Source organism: Ancylobacter sp. IITR112 (assembly GCF_041415945.1).
Lineage (GTDB): Bacteria > Pseudomonadota > Alphaproteobacteria > Rhizobiales > Xanthobacteraceae > Ancylobacter.
The window spans coordinates 359,492-381,633 of sequence record NZ_JBGCUS010000001.1 but is presented as its reverse complement, the minus strand read 5'-3'; the positions used below and the strand labels follow the sequence as shown (position 1 = coordinate 381,633).

The window sequence follows — 22,142 nt, the reverse complement described above, 5'->3', positions numbered from 1 at the left end:
AGACTTGGCGGCGCGAGGGAAGACGACGCCGAGCCTCTCAGTTGCGTTGCAGCGCCAGATGCGTGCCGAGACCAACCAGCACCGCCCCACCGGCCCGGTGCATCATCTGCTGCGCCCGACCCGAACGGCGCAGCCGCTCCACCATGGCCCCCGCCAGCAGCACGCAGACGAGATAGGCCGAGGTGAACAGGATGTTCACCAGCGTTCCTAGCACGAGGAACTGCGCCCAGACCGGCAGGCTCGCCGCCGGGTCGATGAATTGCGGCAGCAGCGCCACGAAGAACAGCGCCGTCTTCGGGTTCAGCACCTCGACGGTCACACTTTCCACGAAGGCGCGGCGGGAGGATTTGCGCCCGGGCGCCGGGAGCGCGGGCTCCTCGCCCTTCGCCTTCGCGCGGAACATGCCGATGCCGAGCCAGATCAGATAGGCCGCGCCGGCGAATTTCACCGCCATATAGAGCAGCGGCACCGCATGAAAGAGCACGGAGAGCCCCGCCGCGGCGGCGATGACATGGACATAGCAGCCCAGATGCAGCCCCAGCACCGCCATCAGGCCGGAGAGCCGGCCGCGCGCCAGCGTCTGCGCCGCCGTGTAGAGCATGGCGGGGCCGGGAATGCAGGCGAACAGGCCAGCCGTGGCGAGGAAGGCCAGAAAAAGCTCGGAGCGCGGCATGGCGACTTCTATGACTGCGTGAACGAGGACGGCGATGCTAGGGCCGTAGCTCTAACTCTCTGATCATACCCAATTCCCATCGCAAGACCGCTATGCACTTTGGCGGAAGTTGCTCGAGCACGGGCGCGCCGCCGCATTCCCTATGCCGGTACATCCCCCGGGCACCAAGCCTGGTCCGGCGCCGGTCCGCGCGGCACCTCGCCGGCCTCACGGGCAGGAGGTTGCGCCCGCCGCCACGGGAGTTTCCCCCGCCATGGCGAGGGTGGACGCCTCGGCGGCGGGCGGCGGCGCCCCGCTGGAGGCGAGCTTCGGGCACGTGGCGGTGAGGCCGAGCGAAGCGACATAGGAGGCGCGGATGGTGGTGTTGGCGAAGCGCGCCTTGGCGATGTAGTCGCGCAGCGTCGCCGCCACCTGTTCGCGCGAGGGTTTCTCCATCGACGGCCACTGGCTTTTCGGCACGCTGCCGAACAGGGCGATGGCGTCCCAGCCCTGCGGCTTGCTGATGGAGGCGACGGTGGAGGGCGTGTCGAGATTCTTGTAGGTCCAGAAGCTCCAGCCGAGGCCGAAGCGCTCATTGAGCGTGCGGAATTTCTGGTTCCAGTCGTCGTTCAGTTCGCCGGTCTCGCCGATGAAGATCGGCACCTGCCAGCGATTGGCGAAATTGACATATTTCTGGATCGAGCTGCGCTGCGGGCCGGCCCAGAACATATGGTAGGTGTAGCCGAGATTGTCGGCGAAGGGCGGGCCGAACACGTCGAAATTGGTGCTCCACTGCGCGCCCGCCAGCATGATCGGGTGGTTTGGATCGACCTCGCGGATCGCCGCCACCAGCCTGCGGTAGAACGGCTCCAGCCGCGAATTGAGGAAATCGGTGTCGTGATAGGGCGTGATCGGCTCGTTGAGCAAGTCATAGCCGAGCACCGCCGTCTCGTTCCTGTAGCGCTCGGCGATGGCGCGCCAAAGGGTGACGGTGCGGCCCTGATATTCCGGCACGTAGAAGGTGAGCGGGTAGCCGACGCCGTCATCATGGTTCACGCCGGTCTGCCCCCCCGGGGCGGCGTGAATGTCGAGAATGAGCTTGATGCCGTGCGCCTTGGCCCACCCGACCAGACGGTCGATGCGGCCCCAGCCCTCGCCATCGGGGTCGACCTTGTCGGGGTTTTTGGGGTCGAGGAAGAACTTCCAGTGCAGCGGCACCCGGATGGTGGTGAAGCCGGAAGCGGCGAGGAAGGCGACATCCTCTTCCTGGATATAGGCCTCGCGGAAATCCTTCCAGAAACGCGCGGCCTCCTCCGGCCCGGCGAGGTATTCGATCACGTCCTCGATATCCTGCGGCGAGCGCTGGACCGTGAACTTGAACATATAGCCTTCCGGCAGCAGCCAGTTGCCGAAGCTCATGCCCTTGATGTTGAACGTCGAGCCGTCCGGATTGACGAAGCGCGTGCCCTCCGTCCGCACGAAGCCGGGGGCGACCGGCACGGCATCGGCCGGCAGAGAGGTGGCGGGGATGGCCGCGGGCGCCGTCGTGACGGCGGCGGGAAGGGCGGAACTGTCCGTCGTCGCCCGCGCGGGCGCGGCGGCGAGGCACAGGGCGGCAGCGAGGGGGAGAAGGCGCGCGATCATGGCCGCAACCTAGTCAAGCCCGCGCGCGGCGGCAATGGTGCGTGAGGGGGGAGCGGGGCCGGCCGAGGCGCCGCCCCCCGGGCTTTATGACCGCCCTTGCGCGCGATCAACCGCCCGCCTCCGGCCCGCGCCTATGCTGCCGGCACGCGCGATGAACAGGAGGGCGCGATGGACAGACGGCGACTGTTGCAGGCAGGCGGCGTGGCGGTGGCGGCGGCCGTCGCCGGAGGGCTGGGCTGGCGCGGCGCCATCGGCAGCGCCGGGGCCTATGAGCGCTACAGCGCCGATCTGCGGGCGCCGCTGCCGGCCGATCCGGCGCTCACCGATCTGCTGCGCCTGGCGACGCTGGCAATGAGCGGGCACAACACCCAGCCCTGGCGCTTTCGCCTCGGGCCCGGCAGCCTCGACCTGCTGCCGGATGCGAGCCGGGCGACGCCGGTGGTCGACCCGGACGATCATCACCTTTTCGTCAGCCTGGGCTGCGCGGCCGAGACGCTCGCCCTTGCCGCCGCCGCCACCGGCCGGCCGGGGGAGTGGCGCGCCCAGGAGGAGGGCAGCCTGCGCTACCGTTTCGCCCCGGCGCCACCACAGGCGGACCCGCTGGCCGCCGCCATCACCCGGCGCCAGAGCACGCGGGCGGTCTATGACGGGCGCCCCGTTCCCGCCGGGGTGCTGGCGGCGCTGGCGCGCGCGGCCGCGCAAGAGGGCGTGCGCTACGTGCTGCTGACCGAGCGGGCGCGGCTGAACGCCCTGCGCGATCTTACCCTCGCCGGCAATGAGGCGCAGATGAAGGATGCCGCCTTCCGCGCCGAACTCAAACGCTGGCTACGCTTCAACCCGGCCAGCGCGCAGCGCCAGGGCGACGGCCTCTATGCCGGGGCGAGCGGCAACCCCTCGCTGCCGGACTGGGCGGGGGCGATTGCCTTCGACCTGTTCGTCACCGCCGCCGCCGAGAACGACAAATATGCGCGGCAGATCGCTTCATCGCCCGGTGTCGCGGTGTTCTTCGCCGAACAGGCCGACCCGGCCCACTGGATCGCCGTCGGCCGCGCCTGCCAGCGCTTCGCCCTCGCCGCCACCGCACAGGGGCTGAAGCTCGCCTGCCTGAACCCGGCGGTGGAAGTGCCCGCCCTGCGCCCGGAACTGGCGTCGCTGGCGGGCGAGACGGGACTGCGCCCGGATATGGTGCTGCGCTTCGGCTACGGCCCCACCCTGCCCTATGCCCCGCGCCGTCGCGTGGCAGCGATGGTGCTGGCCTAGCGACGCGGCCCGACCGGAGGCGCAGGAGGCGGCGCGCGGTGTCCGGCTGCCCCCTTCCGCCACGGTGACAGCGCGCGCGCGGCGGGCTAAGCGTGAGGCTCCCGCCTCCCGCCCCGGCAGATCCCGCTCATCCATGTCCTATCTCATCTATGCCGCCATACTGATTGCCGTCGTGGCCCTGTTCGCGCTGGTGACGGCGCGCGGGCGCGTCCATCCCTTTCTCGCGCTGGTGCTCGCCGCCTTCGCCTTCAACCAGGGCGTCGGCTGGTCGCTGAGCTTCGTGGTGAAATCCTTCTCCGTCGGCTTCGGCCAGACGCTGGCGGCGCTGGGCGTCATCGTGGTGACGGGGGCGCTGATGGCGGAGATCGCCGACGGGTCCGGCGCCACGGCGCGGCTGCAGCAGATGGCGCGCGGCTGGCGCACCCGTTCCGGCCCGCTGGCCGTTCTCGGGCTGATCGGCGGCATGGCCTCCACCCCGGCGGCGGCGTTTGCGGTGCTGAACCCGCTCGGGCGTGGCATCGGCGGCGACAGCCCGCGCTCGGCGCTGACGCTGGGCCTCGCGCTCTCCGCCGGGCACGGCCTGCTGATCCCCGCCCCCACCGTGCTGGCGAGCCTCACCATTCTGCGCGCCGATTGGGGGCTCGCCGTCGCCATCGGCCTGCCGCTGGCGCTGATGGCCGTCGCGGTCGGTGCGCTGTGGGCGAAGGGCTGCGCCAGCGGCGCGCCGAACCCGCTCGACACCACCGCCGGCATCGAGGGCGCGACGATGCACGCGCCGCGTCGCGGGGCGCTGGCGCTGCTGCTCGTCAGCCTCGTTCTGGTGGCGATGCTGATCGTGCAGGCGCTGGGCGACATCGCCTCCGAGCCGTTCGGCGGCGGCAATGACCGCCATTTCATTCTCGCGCTCGGCAGCCCGGCGTTGCTGCTGGTCGTGGGCGTCGGCCTGCTGCTGCTGCTGAGCTGGAGTTGGGAAAAGGGCGGGCTCTCGGAAGCCGGCTGGGCCGGTCGGGCGATGACCAAGGTGGCGCCGCTGCTGCTCATCCTCGGCGCCGCCGGCGGCCTCGCCAAGGTGGCGCAGGATGTCGGCATGGCGGAGATGACGGCGGAATATCTCATTCCCCTCGCCCCGACCTCGGGCGCGCTGGTGCTGGTGCTGCCCTTCGCGCTCGCCGCCGTGATCAAGATTTTGCAGGGCTCCTCGCTGGTCGCCGCCATCACGGCCGCCGGCATGATGATGGAACTCGCCGCCCCGCTCGGGCTCGGCGACCCGATGGGGCGCGTTCTCGCCGCGCTGGCGGTGAGCGCCGGCGCCATGACCGTGCCGCAGATCAATGACGGACTGTTCTGGCTGGTGACGCGGGCCGGGCGTTTCACCCCGCCGGCGGCGCTGGCGCGGTTTTCCGGCGGGGCGCTGGTGCAGGGCGGGCTGATCCTCGCCGGCCTTGTCGCCATCCGGCTGGCCACCGCCTGAGCTACGCCCGTTTTAAGGAATCCGCGCCGATGCTGCGTCGCCGTGACCTGCTGCTCTCCGCCCTCGCCGCCGCCAGCCTGCCGGCCCTGCCTCTATCGGCACGGGCGCAGGCCACAGCCGCCGCGCCGCTGCCGCCGGCCGGCACGCCGCGCCTGCCGGCGGATTTCGTCTGGGGTGCCTCCACCTCCTCCTACCAGATCGAGGGCGCGGTGGCGGAGGGCGGGCGCAAGCCTTCCATCTGGGACGTGTTTTCCCACACGCCCGGCCGCATCGCCGACGGCACGACGGGCGATGTCGCCTGCGACCATTATCACCGCTATGCCGACGATGTGGCGCTGATGGGCGATCTCGGCTTCAGGGCCTATCGCTTCTCCCTTGCCTGGCCGCGTGTCATGCCGGACGGCACCGGCGCGGTGAACGCGGCGGGGCTCGATTTCTACGACCGGCTGGTCGACAGCCTGCTGGCGCGCGGCATCGCGCCCATGGCCTGCCTCTATCACTGGGATCTGCCGCAGGCGCTGCAGCAGCGCGGCGGCTGGCACAATCGCGACATCGCCCTGTGGTTCGCCGACTATGCACGCGCCGCCGTGGGCCGGCTCGGCGACCGGGTGAAGCCGTGGGCGATGCTCAACGAGCCTTCCGTGCACGCCATTTTCGGCCATGGCTTCGGCAACCACGCGCCGGGGCTGACCGGCTGGGACAGCTATGTGAAGGCGCAGCACCTCCAGAACCTCGCGCAGGGCACCGGCATCGCCGCCGTGCGGGGGCTGCACCCCGGGCTGAAGCTCGGCACCGTGCTGTCGCTGCAGCCGATCCATCCGGCGTCGCAGCAGGAGGCCGACATCGCCGCCGCCGCGCGTTTCGATGCGTGCTGGAACACGATCAATCTCGACCCGCTGTTCCATGGCCGCTACCCCGAACTGTTCGCGGACGCCTTCGCCCCGCTGATCCAGCCGGGCGACATGGAGACGATCCGCGCCCCGCTCGATTTCCTCGGCGTGAACTATTACGGGCCGTCCTATATCCGCCACGACCCGAACGCCTTTCTCGGCCAGGCGAGCTGGGGCGCGCTGCCGCCCGACACGCCGCAGACCCTGCTCGGCTGGCCGATCAGCGCGCAGGGCATGGTCGAGGTGCTGGCGCGGCTGCGCGACGACTATGGCAACCCGCCGGTGTTCATCACCGAGAACGGCGCCTGCTATGAGGATCCCGCGCCGGTGGACGGGGTGGTGGCGGACCCGGAGCGGACGGAATATCTGCGCGCCCATCTGGTCGCGGCGGGCGACGCCATCGCGCAGGGCTGCGCGCTGAAAGGCTATTATGTCTGGTCGCTGCTCGACAATTTCGAATGGGCGGAAGGCGAGCGCCGGCGCTTCGGCGTGGTGCGGGTGGATTTCGCCACCCAGCAGCGCACGCCCAAACAGTCGGCGCTGTATCTCGCCACCCTGATGAAGAGCGCTGGCGGGCCTGCGGCGCCGTGAGGTACCCTGTTAACAGACCGACATGCGCCCGACACATATGTCGGTCATTTGACGGCGGGTGCCCCACGGCCCCTTGTTTGTGATACCTAACCTCATTGCCGGCTCACCGCCGACGCCCGAGACAGAGCACAGTCGCATGCAGACAGACGATCCAGCCGTCGCCGAAATCGTCGACTTCATCTCCGCCGAAGTCGGGGTCGATGCGAGCCTGCTCACCGCCGACACGCCCGTGGCGGAGCTGGGCATCTCCTCGCTCGACCTGATCGAAACGATCTTCAAGCTGGAAACCCGGTTCGGCATCGAGATTCCCAATGACGGCCCGCTGAACGGCACCGAGGTGACGGTGGGCACGCTGGTCAATCATGTCGCCGACCTTCTGGCGGCGCAGAAGGCGAAGTCGGCCTGATGGCCGACCGCCGGATGGCCGCACGGGTCGCCGTCACCGGGCTGGGCTCGCTCTCGGCGCTGGGCAACGATGTCGCCGCCCATCTCGCCGGCCTGCGCGCCGGCACGGTGGGCATTGGCGAGACGCAGGGCCTCGATGTCTCGGCGATGAAGACGAAGATTTCCGCCGAAGTGCGGGGCTTCGTGCCGGAGGCGCATTTCGACCCGCGCCAGCTCGGCCTTGTCGACCGCACCTCGCAATTCGCCGTGGTCGCGGCGCGGCAGGCGCTGGCCGATGCCGGCCCGGCCTTTGACGACGTGGCGCGCCACCGCGTCGGCGCCATCTTCGCCGCCTCGGTCGGCTCGCATGCGGTGGATGACAGCTACCGCAAGCTCTATGCGGAGGGCGCGCCGCGCCCGCACCCCTTCACCGTGCCGCGCGCCATGCCGAGCGGGCAGGTGAGCCATGTGACCATGGATCTCGGCATTCACGGCCCCTCTTTCGGCATCGCCTCCGCCTGCTCCTCGGCGGCGCACGCCATCGGCACCGCCTTTCACATGGTGCGTGCGGGCCTGCTGGATGTCGCCGTTTCCGGCGGGGCGGAATCGCAGCTCACCTATGGCATGCTCAAAAGCTGGGAGGCGCTGCGCGTGCTCTCGCCCGAAGCCTGCCGCCCCTTCTCCAAGGACCGTTCCGGCCTCGTCATCGGCGAGGGCGCCGGCGCCGTGGTACTGGAAAATCTCGACCGCGCCGTGGCGCGCGGGGCCACCATCCATGCCGAGATCGTCGGCTTCGGCATGAGCGCCGACGGCATGGACATCACCGCCCCCGACATGGCGAGCGCGGCCGCGTCCATGCGCTTCGCGCTGGAGGATGCCGGGCTGGCGCCGGAGGCGATCGGCTATGTCAGCGCCCATGGCACCGCCACGGCGCTGAACGACAAGACCGAGGCCGCCGCGCTGCGGCTGGTGTTCGGCGATCACCTGGCGAAGCTGCCGGTATCGTCGTCGAAATCGCAATATGGCCACACCATGAACGCCTCCGGCGCGCTGGACTTCGTGACCACGGTGCTCGCTTTGCGCGAGGGCTTCCTGCCGCCGACCATGGGGTATCGGGAGTTCGATCCCGATTGCGACCTCGACTGCGTGCCCAATGCGGCACGGGAGGCGACGATCGAGGCGGCGATCTCCTCGTCCTTCGCCTTTGGCGGGCTCAATGCCGTGCTGGCGCTGAAGCGCTACGAGGGGTAAGCGGGGACGCCCATCCCCTCCTCACCCCTCCACGCGGAACTCCGCTGCCAGCCTCTCGCCCACCAGCGCCGCCGCCGCCTCCTGCTGGGCGCTAAGGCGTTCGCGGCAGAAGGCGGCGATCTCGCGCGGCAGGCGGCCGAGTTCCTGCCGGCGGGCGATCAATGTGAGATGCCGCGTCAGCCCCGGCCCCGGCAGGGGATGGCAGGCGAGGCCCGCCAGCGGCAGGCCGGCCTCCAGCAGGCAGAGCGGCGTGGTGATGGCGAAGCCCGCCCCCTCCGCCACCGCGGCGGTGACGCCATAGGGCGTATCGAATTCCAGCGGGCGCGGCAGGTCGAGCCGCAGCCGGCGCAGATGCCGCTCCACCTCGACGCCGGTCTTGGAGCGGGCGGAAAAGCGCACCAGCGGCAGGGTGCGGGCCAGTTCCTCCAGCGCCGCCGGCGAGGCGGGAGCGGGCACGGCCAGAGGCATCAGCAGCAGATAGGGCTCGGTGAGCAGCGGCCAGCGCTCCAGCCCCTCGATCTCGTCCAGCGCGTCCGCCCCCACCAGCACATCGAGCTGGCGGGTCAGCAGCGCGCCGGCATGCGAGGCGGTGAGGCCGGAAAGCAGCGAGACCTGTTCCGCCTTCTCCCCCAGCGCGCGGGCGAGCGGGGCCATCAGCACGCGGGCGAGCGAATCGACCAGCCCCGCCCGCAGCAGCGGCAGGCGCGCGTGCTCGGCCTCGCGCAGCAGCGGGGCGATCTGGCGCGCTTCCGAGAGCAGCGCGCTCGCCCGCTGGCGCAGCGCGCCGCCGGCGGCGGTGAGGCCGAGCGGGCGGGCGCCACGGTCGAACAGCGCCACGCCGATGCGCCGTTCGAGATCGGCCACCGCCTGCGAGATCGCCGGCTGGGTCAGGCCGAGCCGCCGAGCCGCCTGCGCCATGGTGCCGGCGTCGCAGACGGCGAGGAAGATTTCGAGTGCCCTGAGGTCGAAGGGCAGCGTATCGGCAGGAGGCATGGCGACATGACCTTCAAGGCGTGGATGGCCGGGCCGAGCCCGGCCATGACGGCGCAGAAAGGCCTCTCGATCACCATAACCAAAACTTATATTATCACCGGATCAGCGCTGATCTATAGGTTTTCGCGGTGTCCGGCAGCAACCTCCCCCGCGAGCCCCGAACGAGCCCCGCCCATGCGCTATTCCTTCCTCAGCATCCTCGCCAACGGTCTGACCGGCCAGAAGGGCTGGACGCCGGCCTGGCGCGAGGCGGCGCCGAAGCCGGCTTATGACGTGATCATCGTCGGCGGCGGCGGGCATGGGCTGGCCACCGCCTACTACCTCGCCAAGGTTCACGGCATCCGAAACGTCGCGGTGCTGGAAAAGGGCGTCATCGGCTCCGGCAATGCCGGGCGAAACACCACCATCATTCGCTCCAACTATCTGCTGCCCGGCAATGAGCCGTTCTACGAATGGTCGATGAAGCTGTGGGAGGGTCTGGAGCAGGAGCTGAACTACAACGCGATGGTGAGTCAGCGCGGCATCCTCAACCTGTTCCATTCCGACGCCCAGCGCGACGCCTATGCGCGGCGCGGCAACGCCATGCGCCTCGCCGGCGCGGATTCACGGCTGCTGGACAAGGCGCAGGTGCGGGCGATGTACCCGTTCCTCGATTTCGACAATGCGCGCTTTCCCATTCAGGGCGGGCTGCTGCAGGCCCGCGGCGGCACCGCCCGGCATGACGCCGTGGTGTGGGGCTATGCCCGCGCCGCCGACCGGCTCGGCGTCGACATCGTGCAGAATTGCGAGGTGACGGGGTTCATCCGCGAGGGCGACGCGATCATCGGGGTGGAGACCACGCGCGGGGCCATCCGCGCCGGCAAGGTGGCGCTGGCGGTGGCGGGCTCCTCCTCGCGCCTCGCCGGCAGGGCCGGGCTGCGCCTGCCGATCGAGAGCCACGTCCTGCAGGCCTTCGTCTCCGAAGGGCTGAAGCCGCTGGTCGACGGGGTGATCACCTTCGGCGCCGGGCATTTCTATATTTCGCAGTCCGACAAGGGCGGGCTGGTCTTCGGCGGCGACATTGACGGCTATAATTCCTACGCCCAGCGCGGCAACCTGCCGGTGATCGAGGATGTGTGCGAGAGCGGCATGGCGCTGATGCCGCGGCTCGGCCGGCTGCGGCTGCTGCGCCACTGGGGCGGCATCATGGACATGTCGATGGACGGCTCGCCGATCATCGACCGCACGCCGGTGCCGGGTCTCTATCTCAATGCCGGCTGGTGCTATGGCGGCTTCAAGGCGACGCCGGCCTCGGGCTGGTGCTTCGCCCATCTACTGGCGACGGGGGCGCCGCACGCGACCGCCGGCGCCTTCCGGCTCGACCGCTTCCGCACCGGCCATCTCATCGACGAAAAGGGAGTCGGTGCGCAGCCGAACCTGCATTGATGCTCACTCCTCGCGCCCTCCCCCTCACCCCTGCCCTCTCCCCGACGGGGAGAGGGAGCCGGCCGCCCTTCACCTCTCCCCGATGGGGAGAGGTCGGATCGCCCCGCGATCCGGGTGAGGGGCGTCATCCCGAAGGTGCCGCCTGATGCGAATCCCCTGCCCCTATTGCGGCGAACGCGACGCCCATGAATTCGCCTATCTCGGCGACGCCACGCTGACGCGGCCCGATCCCGCCGCGCCGAATGCCGAACAGGCGTTCCACGATTATGTCTATCTGCGCGACAACCCCGCCGGGGCGCATGAGGAATGGTGGTACCACGCCAATGGCTGCCGCCAGTGGCTGCGCGTGGCGCGCGACACCCGCACCCATGCCATTTCGGGCGCCGTCGCCGCGCGCGCGGCGGAACCGGCTTCGGGAGACGCGGCATGAGCGCGCCCAATTGCAACCGCCTCGCGGCCGGCGGCCTGATCGACCGGACGAAGCCGCTCGGCTTCTCTTTCGACGGCACCGCCTATCGCGGCTATGAGGGCGACACGCTGGCCTCGGCGCTGCTGGCGAACGGGGTGCGGCTGGTCGGCCGCTCCTTCAAATATCACCGGCCGCGCGGCATCTTTTCCGCCGGGGCGGAGGAGCCGAACGCGCTGGTGGAACTGCGCTCCGGCGCGCGGCGCGAGCCCAACACCCGCGCCACCGTGGCGGAACTCTATGACGGGCTGGAAGCGGCCAGCCAGAACCGCTGGCCCTCGCTTGGCTTCGACGCGCTGAGCGTCAATCGCTTCCTGTCGCCATTCCTCGGCGCCGGCTTCTACTACAAGACCTTCATGTGGCCGGCGGCCCTGTGGGAGAAGCTGTACGAGCCGGTGATCCGCCGCGCCGCCGGGCTCGGCCGGGCAGCGGCGGAGGAGGCGGACCCGGATCACTACGAGAAGGTCACCGCCTTCTGCGACCTGCTGGTCATCGGCGCCGGCCCGGCCGGGCTGATGGCGGCGCTCACCGCGGCGCGCTCCGGCGCGCGGGTGATCCTCGCCGATGAGGATTTTCTGCCCGGCGGGCACCTCAACACGGAAGACGGCGATATCGACCGCAAGCCCGCCCCGGCCTTCGCCGCCGAACTGGCGGCGGAACTGGCGAGCCTGCCCAATGTGCGGGTGATGGCCCGCACCACCGTGTTCGGCGTCTATGACAGCGGCACCTATGGCGCGCTGGAGCGGGTGAGCGACCACCGGCCCGAACCCCTGCCCTTCCAGCCGCGGCAGCGGCTGTGGCGGATCGTGGCGCGGCGTGCCGTGCTGGCGGCGGGCGCCACCGAGCGGCCGATCGTGTTCGGCGGCAATGACCGGCCGGGGGTGATGCTGGCCGGGGCGGTCGGCACCTATGTGCAGCGCCATGCCGCGCTGCCGGGGCAAAGGATCGCGCTGTTCGCCAATAATGACGGCGCCTGGCGCGCCATGCTCGCCGCCCACGCCGCCGGGGCGCCGGTGGAGACCATCATCGACATCCGCGCCGAGGTGGCGCCGGAACTGACCGCGGCGGCGCAGGCCAAGGGTATTCGCGCGCTCACCGGCGCGCAGGTCATCGCCACCAGGGGCAAGACGCTGCGCGGCATCGAGGTGGCAACCGGCACGGGAACGGAATGGCTCGCCGCCGACACGCTCGCCGTCTCGGGCGGCTGGTCGCCTGCGGTGCATCTCACCTGCCACCATGGCGGCAAGCCGGCGTGGGATGAAGCGATCGCCGCTTTCGTGCCCGGCACCTGCCCGCCGGGGCTCAGCGTGACAGGCGCGGCAAAGGGCGTGTTCGGCCTCGGCGCCTGCCTCAGGGACGGCGCGGCCATGGGCGCGGACGCCGCGCAGGCGCTCGGCTTCACTGTGCCTGCGCTGGACGTTCCCGAGGTCGCGGACGAAGCCTTCGCGCTAACCCCGTTCTGGCATGTGGAGCGCTCGAAGGGCGCGGCCTTTGTGGATCTGCAGAACGATGTCACCGCCAAGGATGTCGGCATCGCTCACAAGGAGGGCTTCCGCTCGGTCGAACTGCTCAAGCGCTACACCACGCTCGGCATGGCGACCGACCAGGGGCGGACATCCAATGTCACCGGCCTCGCCATCATGGCCAGCCTCACCGGCGCCTCGATCCCCGAGACCGGCACGACGATCTTCCGCCCGCCCTACACGCCGGTCTCGCTCGGCGCGCTGGCGGGGCACCATCGGGCTAAGGATTTCCGCCCGGTGCGCCTTACCCCGACCCATGAATGGGCGCGCGAACAGGGCGCGGTGTTCATCGAGACCGGGGCGTGGCTGCGGGCGCAGTATTTCCCCCGCAAGGGTGAGAAGGACTGGCTGGAGACCGTCTCGCGCGAGGTGACGGCGGTGCGCGCCTCTGTTGGGCTGATCGACGTGTCGACCTTCGGCAAGATCGACCTGCAGGGGCGCGATGTCGGCGCCTTCCTGGACCGCGTCTACATCAACGGCTTCGCGGGGCTGGCCGTGGGCAAGGCGCGCTATGGCGTGATGCTGCGCGAGGACGGCCTGGTGATGGATGACGGCACGACGGCGCGCCTCGCGCCTGAGCATTACGTCATGACCACCACCACGGCCAATGCCGCCAAGGTGTTCCAGCATCTCGAATTCTGCCTGCAGGTGCTGTGGCCGGAACTCGACGTGGCGCTGTCCTCGGTCTCCGAGCAATGGGCGCAGATCGCCCTTGCCGGCCCGCGCGCGCGCGAGGTGCTGGCGCGGGTGGCGGATGGCGACGTGTCGAACGCCGCGCTGCCCTTCATGGGCGCGATCACCGGCACCGTGATGGGCGGGGTGAAGGCGCGGCTGTTCCGCCTCTCCTTCTCCGGCGAACTCGGCTATGAGATCGCGGTACCGGCCCGCCATGGCGCGGCGCTGGCGCGGGCGCTGATGGAAGCGGGCGCCGAGTTCGGCATCACGCCCTATGGCATCGAGGCGCTCGGCGTGATGCGGATCGAGAAGGGCCATGTCTCCGGCAACGAGCTTTCCGGCCAGACCACGGCGGGCGATCTCGGCTTTGGCCGCATGGCCTCGACCAAGAAGGACTATATCGGCCGTGTCATGGCCGCCCGGCCGGGGCTGACCGACCCCGAGCGGCCGTGCTTCGTCGGCTTCAAGCCGGTGGACCGCGCGCGCCGGCTGCGGGCCGGGGCGCATTTCCTCAATCTCGGCGCGGTGCCCGAGATGGCGAACGACCAGGGCTACATGACCTCGGTCGCCTATTCCCCGCATATGGGCCACTGGATCGGCCTCGGGTTGATCAAGCGCGGGCCGGAGCGGCTGGGCGAGCGGGTGCGCGCCTATGACCCGGTGCGCGGCGAGGAGATCGAGGTAGAAATCTGCGCCCCCGGCTTCATCGACCCGGAAGGAGTGCGCCTGCGTGGCTGAACATTCGTCTCACGATCCCCTCGCCGGCCTTCCCTTCGACCGGGTGCCGCCGGCCGGCTTTTACGGCGCGCCGGGCGCGGCGGGCGTCACTGTCACGACAGGCAGGGCACCCTCCATCGCCCTCGCCGTCGCCCGCCACGGCTTTGCCGCGAGCGTCACCGCCCGTCTCGCGCGCGCCTTCGGCGTCGAACTGGCGGACCGGGCGGGCGCGGCGATCAGCGCCGCTTCCACCGTCATCGGCACCGGGCCGGGGCGCTTCCTCGTGCTCTCGACCAGCGAGCCGGACCTCGCCGGCACGCTGCGCGCGCTGCTCGGCACGGAAGCGGCGGTGACCGAACAGGACGACGCCAACGTCCTGTTCGAGCTCACGGGCGCGAAGGTGCCCGACCTCCTCGCCAAGGGGGCGCAGATCGACCTCGACCCGCGCGTGTTCCTCCCGGGCGACGCCGCCACCACCGTGATCGCCCATATCGGCGTGACGCTGTGGCGGGTGAACGAGACCGGTTGGCGCGTTCTGGTGGCGCGCAGCTTCGAGGCCAGCTTCACGCGCTTTCTCGTCGCCGGCGGGGCGGAGTTCGGCCTGCGTCTGGAGGCGGTGCCGGCGGGACGAGGTTGACGGCGGCGCGCCGCGCGCTTCCCCCGCCGCCCCATCTCCCCTAGAAGCCTGTCGGCGCGCGCTTCCCCGACGCCGCGACCGGCGTTTCGACGAGACCTGACATGACCGATACCCGCGACACCTATGTCCTCACCCTTTCCTGTCCCGACCGGCCCGGCATCGTCGCCGGCGTCGCCGGCTTCCTGTTCGAGCAGGGCGGCAACATCCTTGAGGCCCAGCAGTTCGACGACACGGAAAGCGGGCGCTTCTTCATGCGCGTCATGTTCGACCGCGCCGCCGGCTCCGGCCCGCTGGAGGCGCTGAAGAGCGATTTCGAGGCGGTGGCGGCGAAATTCACGCTCGACTGGCGCCTGCGCCCGCGGGGCCGCAAGCCCAAGGTGATGCTGCTGGTCTCCAAATTCGACCATTGCCTCGCCGACCTGCTGTATCGCTGGCGCATCGGCGAGATCCCGATGGAGATCGTCGCCATCGCCGCCAATTACCCGCGCGAGACCTATGCCCATCTCGATTTCGCGGAGATTCCCTTCCACTATCTGCCCATCACCAAATCGACCAAGATGGAGCAGGAGGCGCAGCTCTGGGAGCTGTTCCAGTCCAGCGGCGCGGAAGTGGCGGTGCTGGCGCGCTACATGCAGGTGCTGTCGGACGGGCTGTCAGCCAAGCTGTCGGGCCGCTGCATCAATATCCATCACTCCTTCCTTCCCGGCTTCAAGGGCGCCAAGCCCTACCACCAGGCGCATGCGCGCGGGGTGAAGCTGATCGGCGCCACGGCGCACTACGTCACCTCCGATCTCGACGAGGGCCCGATCATCGAGCAGGATGTCGAGCGCATCAGCCACCAGGATTCGGCCGAAGACCTCGTGCGCAAGGGCCGCGACATCGAGCGCCGCGTGCTCGCCCGCGCCCTGGCCTGGCATCTCGACGACCGGGTGCTGGTGAACGGGCACAAGACCGTCGTGTTCCGCGACTGAGGAGGCGTTCATGGTCGAGACCCGGCTGATCGACGGCAAGGCCTTTGCCGAGGCGATGCGCGCCCGGCTGAAGGGCGAGGTAGCGGATTTCATCGCCACGACCGGGGTGACGCCCGGCCTCGCCGTGGTGCTGGTGGGCGAGGATCCCGCCAGCGCGGTCTATGTCCGCAACAAGGGCAAGCAGACGGTGGAGGCCGGCATGGCCTCGATCGAGCACAGGCTGCCGGCGGATGCGGCGCAGGACGAGGTGCTGGCGCTGGTGCGGGCGCTGAACGCCGACCCTGCTGTCCACGGCATTCTCGTGCAACTGCCGCTGCCCGCCCCTATCGACGCGCAGGCGGTGCTCGCCACCATCGACCCGGCCAAGGATGTCGACGGCTTCCATGTGGTGAATGCCGGCCGGCTGGCGGTGGGGCTGGAGGCGCTGGTGCCCTGCACCCCGCTCGGCTGCGTGATGCTCTTGAGGGACACGCTCGGCAGCCTCGCCGGGTTGGAAGCGGTGGTGGTCGGGCGCTCCAACATTGTCGGCAAGCCGCTGGCCCAGCTTCTGCTGCGCGAGGACTGCACCGTCACCATCGCCCATTCGCGCACGAAGGACCTGCCGGCGGTGTGCCGGCGCGCCGATATCCTCATCGGCGCGGTGGGGCGGCCGGAAATGATCCGCGGCGACTGGATCAAGCCGGGCGCGACGGTGATTGATGTCGGCATCAACCGCGTCGCCGGCGCCGATGGCAAGGCGCGGCTGGTCGGCGACGTGGCGTTCGAGGAAGCGGTGGGCATCGCCGGCGCCATCACCCCGGTGCCGGGCGGCGTCGGGCCGATGACCATCGCCTGCCTGCTGGCCAACACGCTCACCGCCGCGCGGCGGCAGGTGGCGTGACGCGGCGGTGGCGCAGGCTCAGATCGCCTGCGGGAAGCTGAACAGATTGGCCGGATCGACCTTGGCCTTGAGGGCGGCGAGGCGGGGAAGATTGGCGCCGTAATAGCGCGCCCGCCACTCCGCCAGCGAAGCGTCGGGGAAATTGATGAAGGCGCCGTGCCCGCCGGCATGGTCAACCGTGCGGTAGAGCGCGTCCTGCCAGTCCTTGGCGGCGCGCACGATCTCCGGGCGGACCGTGTCGTCCTCGCTCCAGCTCACCCCCACCACCGAGAGCCAGCGGCTGGCGCGATGAACGAAGGCGCTCGCCGCCGGGGCGACCTCGTTGATACGCCCGCCGGTCTGGAAGAAAAACAGGTCGCCATGCGCGCCGGTGCCGGGCCAGCGCACCAGATGCTCGAACGCCTTGTCGAGGAAGGCGTCGGACGGCGCGGTGTCGAGAAAGGCGGAGCGCTCGCGGTACCAGGCCGGGGCGCCGGGCTCCAAGAGGAAAGCCTGCGCGTCCCAATAGGGCAGTTCGCGAATGTCGCTGAATTCCGGGGCGGCGGCGGCCATGACCGGGCGCAGCAGCGTGTCGAGCTGCTCCTTCGGCCCGGCGAACTGGCCGAGCAGCGTCACCGCCACCTGCCGGCCGCCGGCATGCAGAGTTGGCGTGACCCCGGAAAAACTGATGCGGGTGCCAAGCGTCACCGGCGCGTCGTCCAGCGCCGCAAACAGCGCTCTCGCCACCGCCAGCGTGTTCTGCCGCCAGACGAGGCGGAACACGGTGAGCTGCGCGTCCGCCGGCGCAGTGTCGAAGGTGAAGGAGGTGCTCACCCCGAAATTGCCGCCGCCGCCGCCGCGAATGGCCCAGAACAGGTCCGGTTCCTCGGTGGCAGAGAGGGCGCGCACCCGGCCATCGGCGGTGACGATCTCGGACGCCACCAGCCGGTCGGAGGCGAGGCCGAGGCGGCGCATGTTGAAGCCGATGCCGCCGCCGAGGACGAAGCCGGCGACGCCGACGGTGGGGCAGCGGCCATGCGTCATCATCCGCCCGGCCTGGCGCAGCGAGTCATAGATGTTCTGGTTCAATGCCCCCGCGCCGACCCGCGCCCGCCCGGTGGCGGGATCGTAGTCGATGGCATTCATCGCCGACATGTCGACCAGCAGGCCGCGCGTGGTGGAAAAGCCGGCATAGGAATGGCCGCCGCCGCGCAGGACGAAGGGCATTTCATAGTCCTGGCACCAGCTCAGCACATCGGCGACCATTTGCGGCGTGCGGCAGCGCACGATGGCTTCCGGGCGGACATGGCGGAAGCGCAGATTGTTCGGCAGCGCCTGGGTGGCGAAGTCGGCATCGCTGGGCCGCAGCAGCGCGCCGTCGGCGATCCGCGCCAGCGCCTGCCAGCGGTCGACCGGCGGGCTGGGCGGCGCTCCGGCGACGGCAGGGGCGGCCTGATCCGCCCGCAGCGGCGCGAAGCCGGCTAAGGTGGCGCTCGCCGCCGTGCCGATGAGCAGAGCGCGGCGGCTCAGCCGTGTCATGGATGTCATGCGATCACTCCCCCCGAAGTCGCCGCCCCGGCGGGCCTTCGACGCAGCCCGCACTAGGTTCGCATGCGTCCCATATTGGCGCGCGGCTGTGAAGATGGCATCGCAATGAAATTTATGGTTGCACCACACCAACCAACAACTTCCAAGGCAAAGGCGGGCCACGACCGGCCCGCGCCCCGGCGCTCACACCCGCGTCATCCGGTTCCAGGCGTCGAGACCGGCGATCTTGTAGGCTTCGGCGAGGGTGGGATAGTTGAACGTGTTCTCGATGAAATAGTCGATCGTGCCCTTGAGGTTGAGCACCGCCTGGCCGATGTGGATCAGTTCGGTGGCGCCCTCGCCGACGATATGGACGCCGAGCAGGCGGCGGGTCTTCACCGAGAAGATCATCTTCATCATCCCGTTGTTCAGCCCCATGATGTGGCCGCGCGATGTCTCGCGGAAGCGGGCAATGCCGCATTCATAGGGAATCTCGCGCTTGCGCACCTCCTCCTCGCTCATGCCGACGGTGGAGATTTCCGGCACGGCGTAGATGCCATAGGGGAAGAATTCCGGCGGCGGCGGCGGCTCCAGCCCGAAGGCGTGGCAGGCGGCGACGCGGCCCTGTTCCATCGAGGTCGAGGCGAGGCTGGGGAAGCCGATGACATCGCCCGCCGCATAAATGTGCGGCACGGCTGTCTGCAGCGTCTTCGGCTCCACCGCGATGCGGCCGCGATGGTCCACCTCCAGGCCGGCGGCTTCGAGATTGAGCCGGTCGGTGGCGCCGACGCGGCCGGCGGCGAAGAGCAGCATGTCGGACTGAACGGTGCGCCCGTCCGCCAGCTTGCACACCGGCCGCTCGCGCGCATCGAGCGTGATCGAGGTGACGGCGGCGCCGAGGCGCAGGCCGACATTGCGGTCGCGCAGCTCGTGGATGAATTCCTCGATCAGTTCCTTGTCGATGAAATCGAGAAAGGTCGAGCGCGGCTCGATCAGCGTCACCGACACGTCGAGCGCGCTGAAGATCGAGGCATATTCCACGCCGATGACGCCGGCGCCGATGACGGCGAGGCTGCGCGGCAGGCGGGGCAGGTCGACGATCTCGTCGCTGTCGAACACGCTCATGCCGTTGAACGGCACATAATCCGGCCGGAACGGGCGGGTGCCGACCGCGATCAGCACATGCGCGCCGGTGACGGTGTCGACCTCGCCGCCCTCGGCGGTGATCTCGATCGTGTGCGGGTCGAGGAAGCGCGCCTCGCCGCGCGCGGTCTTCACCGCATTGCGGGCGAACTGATGTTCCAGCACCTCGACCTCATGGTCGAGCGTCTTGTGCAGCCGCGCCATCAGATCGCCGGCGCCGATATCCTGCTTCACCCGGTAGGAGCGGCCATAGAAGCCGCGCTCGCGCCAGCCGGAGAGGTTGAGCACCGTCTCGCGCAGCGTCTTGGAGGGGATGGTGCCGGTGTGGACCGAGACGCCGCCGACGCGGCGGCCCTTTTCCACCACCAGCACCGACTTGCCGATCTTGGCCGACTGGACGGCGGCGCGGCGGCCGGAGGGACCGCTGCCGATGACAATCATGTCGAAATCGTACATGGCGCGCAAAACCGTCCTGTGGCAACGAGATAGGGGTTCGCCCTTCGATGCACGATGAATGCCAAGGCTCCATGACAGTGCCGGGCGGGCATAAGCGCGGGCGATGCTGCCGCATGGGCCTGTCGGGGGGCTTGCTTTTGCCGGCGAACCGCGTCCCATCGGCAGGATCAGACACGGGGGAGCAGGCGTGAACGAAGGACGGCGGAAGGCGCGTGCGGTGGCGACGGAGGCACCGGCTGACGATCTGGCGACCGGCTCGGGGGCGCCGCTGGCGCGCGAGCGCACGCTGGAACAGGCGCTCGGCCAGCAGGTGCGCGCCATCCGCCGCGACCTCGACCTCACCGTTTCCGATCTCGCCAGCGCCGCCGGCATTTCCGTCGGCATGCTCTCCAAGATCGAGAACGGGCTGATCTCGCCGTCGCTGGCGACACTACAGGCGATTTCCAGCGTGCTGAACGTGCCGCTCTCCACCCTGTTCACCAGCTTCGAGGAGAAGCGCGACTGTTCCTTCGTCCCGGCCGGGGGCGGGGTGAAGATCGAACGTCGCGGCACCAAGGTGGGGCATGAATATGAACTGCTCGGCCACGCGCTGGGCGGCGAGGTGGCGGTCGAGCCCTATCTGATCACGCTGAGCGAGGAGGCGGTGCCCTATACCGGCTTCCGCCATGCCGGGGTGGAGTTCATCCACATGCTCTCCGGCGAGGTGATCTACCGCCATGGCGACCGCACCTATCACCTCAAGCCTGGCGATTCGCTGCTGTTCGACAGCGCCGCCACCCATGGGCCGGAGGAACTGCTGGTGCGGCCGATGCGCTACCTCTCCATCATCATGTATCCGCGCGAGAGCGAACGCTGAGGCGTAGGGCCGGACACACGGCCCGTATTTTCCTCAGAAGAAAATTATATTCACACGGATTGACGCCCACCGACACCCCTCCTACAAGAGGGGGCACGGCCTCATGGCCCTTGCCCTTCCCTTGCCTGCAGGAGTTCTCAAGCCATGTGCGGCATTGTCGGCCTGTTCCTGAAGCAGCCGAAGCTGGAGCCGGAACTCGGCGCCCTGCTTTCGCAAATGCTCGACATCATGTGCGACCGCGGGCCGGATTCGGCCGGCTTCGCGGTCTATGGCGGCGGCACGCCCGGCTTCGTGAAGCTCACCTTGCGCGGCCCCGCCGGCACCGATTTCGCCGCGCTGGGCGCCGAGATCGACCATCCCATTCTTGCCCGCGACACCCATGGCGTGCTGAGCGTGCCGGTGGCCGAGGAAGCCACGGTCCGCGCCGCGCTCGCCCGCCTCGCGCCGGCGGTGAAGGTGGTCGGCGCCGGGGCGCGCATGGAGCTTTACAAGGAAGTCGGCCTGCCGGCCGATGTCGCCAAGCGCTTCAAGCTGGAAGAGATGAGCGGCACCCACGCCATCGGCCATACCCGCATGGCGACCGAGAGCGCCGTCACCACGGACGGAGCCCACCCCTTCTCCACCGGCCCGGACCAGTGCCTCGTCCACAATGGCTCGCTGTCCAACCATGCCGGCGTGCGCCGCCTGCTCGCCCGCGAGGGCGTCGCGGTGACGACCGAGAACGACAGCGAGGTGGCCGCCGCCTATCTCACCTACCGCATGCGCGGCGGGGATACGCTGGGCGAGGCGCTGGAGCATTCGCTGGGCGACCTCGACGGTTTCTACACCTTCGTCGTCGGCACGGAGAGCGGCTTCGGCGTGCTGCGCGATCCCATCGCCTGCAAGCCGGCCGTCATGGCCGAGACCGACGATTATGTCGCCTTCGCCTCCGAATACCGGGCGCTGGCCGGCCTGCCGGGCATCGAGACCGCGCGGGTGTTCGAGCCGGAGCCGGCCAAGGTTTATTTCTGGGATCGCGCCGCATGAACCTCTCGCTGAAGCCTGCCGCCGCCGAGGGCGAAACCCTCGTCGACCTCGCCACCACGCCGCTGCGCGAGCTGAACGGCGCCCTGCACAAGCTCGCCGCCGACACCAACCAGACGCTGTGGAAGATCGCCAACCCCGCCGGGCGCCACGCCATCGCCGCCGGGCTCGACGTGCCGGTCACGGTCGAGATCGACGGGCCGGTCGGCTATTACTGCGCCGGGATGAACAAGCAGGCGCGCGTCATCGTCCATGGCAATGCCGGCGTCGGTGTCGGCGAGAACATGATGAGCGGCTTCATCCATGTGAAGGGCGACGCCAGCCAGGCCGCCGGCGCCACCGCCCATGGCGGGCTGCTCATCATCGACGGCAACGCCTCGGCCCGCTGCGGCATCTCGATGAAGGGCATCGACATCGTGGTGAAGGGCTCGGTCGGCCATATGAGCGCGTTCATGGCGCAAGCCGGCACCCTCACCGTGCTGGGCGATGCCGGCGAGGCGCTGGGCGACAGCCTTTACGAGGCGAAGCTCTTCGTGCGCGGCTCCGTCGCCTCGCTCGGTGCCGACTGCATCGAGAAGGAAATGCGCGAGGAGCACAGGGCGCTGCTCGCCGCCAAGCTGGAAGCCGCCGGCCTTCTGGGGGAGGTCGATATGTCGGAGTTCCGCCGCTACGGCTCGGCCCGCACGCTCTACCATTTCCACGTCGACAACGTGTCGAGCTATTGAGGG

The 22,142-nt window shown here is 69.7% G+C and carries 19 protein-coding genes; 14 read left to right on the top strand and 5 right to left on the bottom strand.

Features of this window, described 5'->3' with window-relative positions:
* Positions 1-37: 37 nt before the first annotated feature.
* Both AAC979_RS01670 and AAC979_RS01665 read right to left on the bottom strand, forming a co-directional pair.
* Positions 38-673, bottom strand: a complete 636-nt coding sequence (locus AAC979_RS01670) for a LysE family translocator (RefSeq protein WP_371345087.1) — start codon at positions 671-673, stop codon at positions 38-40.
* Positions 674-880: 207 nt separating this feature from the next.
* Positions 881-2,296: a glycoside hydrolase family 5 protein gene (locus AAC979_RS01665; protein WP_371345086.1), complete on the bottom strand. Its 1,416-nt coding sequence runs from the start codon at positions 2,294-2,296 to the stop codon at positions 881-883.
* A gap of 168 nt (positions 2,297-2,464) precedes the next feature.
* Here AAC979_RS01665 and AAC979_RS01660 point away from each other — a divergent pair, with 168 nt between their 5' ends.
* From AAC979_RS01660 to AAC979_RS01640, 5 genes are all read left to right on the top strand, one after another.
* Entirely contained in the window at positions 2,465-3,556 is a 1,092-nt protein-coding gene (locus AAC979_RS01660; protein WP_371345085.1) for a Tat pathway signal protein, read from the top strand.
* 133 nt (positions 3,557-3,689) lie between these two features.
* Complete coding sequence (locus tag AAC979_RS01655) at positions 3,690-5,027, top strand: GntP family permease (protein ID WP_371345084.1); 1,338 nt, start codon at positions 3,690-3,692, stop codon at positions 5,025-5,027.
* A gap of 29 nt (positions 5,028-5,056) precedes the next feature.
* On the top strand, positions 5,057-6,508 hold the full coding sequence (locus tag AAC979_RS01650; RefSeq protein WP_371345083.1) for a GH1 family beta-glucosidase: 1,452 nt from the start codon (positions 5,057-5,059) through the stop codon (positions 6,506-6,508).
* A gap of 136 nt (positions 6,509-6,644) precedes the next feature.
* The gene (locus AAC979_RS01645; RefSeq protein ID WP_371345082.1) at positions 6,645-6,914 is read left to right on the top strand and encodes an acyl carrier protein; all 270 of its coding nucleotides are present in this window, start codon (positions 6,645-6,647) and stop codon (positions 6,912-6,914) included.
* Positions 6,914-8,143, top strand: a complete 1,230-nt coding sequence (locus tag AAC979_RS01640) for a beta-ketoacyl synthase (RefSeq protein ID WP_371345081.1) — start codon at positions 6,914-6,916, stop codon at positions 8,141-8,143. The genes AAC979_RS01645 and AAC979_RS01640 overlap by 1 nt, the downstream gene beginning before the upstream one ends.
* 21 nt (positions 8,144-8,164) lie before the next feature.
* On the opposite strand, the gene AAC979_RS01635 is transcribed toward AAC979_RS01640, so the two are convergent.
* Entirely contained in the window at positions 8,165-9,136 is a 972-nt protein-coding gene (locus AAC979_RS01635) for a LysR family transcriptional regulator (RefSeq protein ID WP_371345080.1), read from the bottom strand.
* A 174-nt stretch (positions 9,137-9,310) separates the two neighbouring features.
* Here AAC979_RS01635 and AAC979_RS01630 point away from each other — a divergent pair, with 174 nt between their 5' ends.
* From AAC979_RS01630 to folD, 6 genes are all read left to right on the top strand, one after another.
* Positions 9,311-10,561, top strand: coding sequence for a sarcosine oxidase subunit beta family protein (locus AAC979_RS01630; protein WP_371345079.1), 1,251 nt, complete (start codon positions 9,311-9,313; stop codon positions 10,559-10,561).
* Positions 10,562-10,706: 145 nt separating this feature from the next.
* Positions 10,707-10,991, top strand: coding sequence for a sarcosine oxidase subunit delta (locus AAC979_RS01625; protein ID WP_371345078.1), 285 nt, complete (start codon positions 10,707-10,709; stop codon positions 10,989-10,991).
* Complete coding sequence (locus tag AAC979_RS01620; protein WP_371345077.1) at positions 10,988-13,963, top strand: sarcosine oxidase subunit alpha family protein; 2,976 nt, start codon at positions 10,988-10,990, stop codon at positions 13,961-13,963. Before AAC979_RS01625 ends, AAC979_RS01620 begins: the two co-directional genes overlap by 4 nt.
* Entirely contained in the window at positions 13,956-14,579 is a 624-nt protein-coding gene (locus AAC979_RS01615) for a sarcosine oxidase subunit gamma (protein ID WP_371345076.1), read from the top strand. Before AAC979_RS01620 ends, AAC979_RS01615 begins: the two co-directional genes overlap by 8 nt.
* A 101-nt stretch (positions 14,580-14,680) precedes the next feature.
* Positions 14,681-15,550: a formyltetrahydrofolate deformylase gene (purU, locus tag AAC979_RS01610; RefSeq protein WP_371345075.1), complete on the top strand. Its 870-nt coding sequence runs from the start codon at positions 14,681-14,683 to the stop codon at positions 15,548-15,550.
* Between the two features lie 10 nt (positions 15,551-15,560).
* Entirely contained in the window at positions 15,561-16,430 is an 870-nt protein-coding gene (gene folD, locus AAC979_RS01605) for a bifunctional methylenetetrahydrofolate dehydrogenase/methenyltetrahydrofolate cyclohydrolase FolD (RefSeq protein WP_371345074.1), read from the top strand.
* Positions 16,431-16,448: 18 nt separating this feature from the next.
* Here folD and AAC979_RS01600 read toward each other — a convergent pair whose 3' ends face one another.
* Together AAC979_RS01600 and sthA are read right to left on the bottom strand one after the other, a co-directional pair.
* Positions 16,449-17,957 (bottom strand): FAD-binding oxidoreductase, encoded by a 1,509-nt coding sequence (locus AAC979_RS01600; RefSeq protein WP_371345073.1) that lies wholly within the window; start codon positions 17,955-17,957, stop codon positions 16,449-16,451.
* Between the two features lie 183 nt (positions 17,958-18,140).
* Positions 18,141-19,535: a Si-specific NAD(P)(+) transhydrogenase gene (gene sthA, locus AAC979_RS01595; protein ID WP_371345072.1), complete on the bottom strand. Its 1,395-nt coding sequence runs from the start codon at positions 19,533-19,535 to the stop codon at positions 18,141-18,143.
* Positions 19,536-19,722: 187 nt separating this feature from the next.
* Here sthA and AAC979_RS01590 point away from each other — a divergent pair, with 187 nt between their 5' ends.
* The 3 genes from AAC979_RS01590 (at position 19,723) to AAC979_RS01580 (ending at position 22,139) form a co-directional block, all read left to right on the top strand.
* Complete coding sequence (locus AAC979_RS01590) at positions 19,723-20,391, top strand: helix-turn-helix domain-containing protein (RefSeq protein ID WP_371345071.1); 669 nt, start codon at positions 19,723-19,725, stop codon at positions 20,389-20,391.
* Positions 20,392-20,535: 144 nt separating this feature from the next.
* A complete protein-coding gene (locus tag AAC979_RS01585; RefSeq protein ID WP_371345070.1) occupies positions 20,536-21,417 on the top strand; it encodes a glutamine amidotransferase family protein in 882 nt (293 codons plus the stop codon).
* Positions 21,414-22,139 carry a protein glxC gene (locus AAC979_RS01580; protein ID WP_371345069.1) on the top strand — a complete coding sequence of 242 codons (726 nt, stop codon included), beginning with the start codon at positions 21,414-21,416 and terminating at the stop codon, positions 22,137-22,139. The genes AAC979_RS01585 and AAC979_RS01580 overlap by 4 nt, the downstream gene beginning before the upstream one ends.
* Positions 22,140-22,142 lie beyond the last annotated feature (3 nt).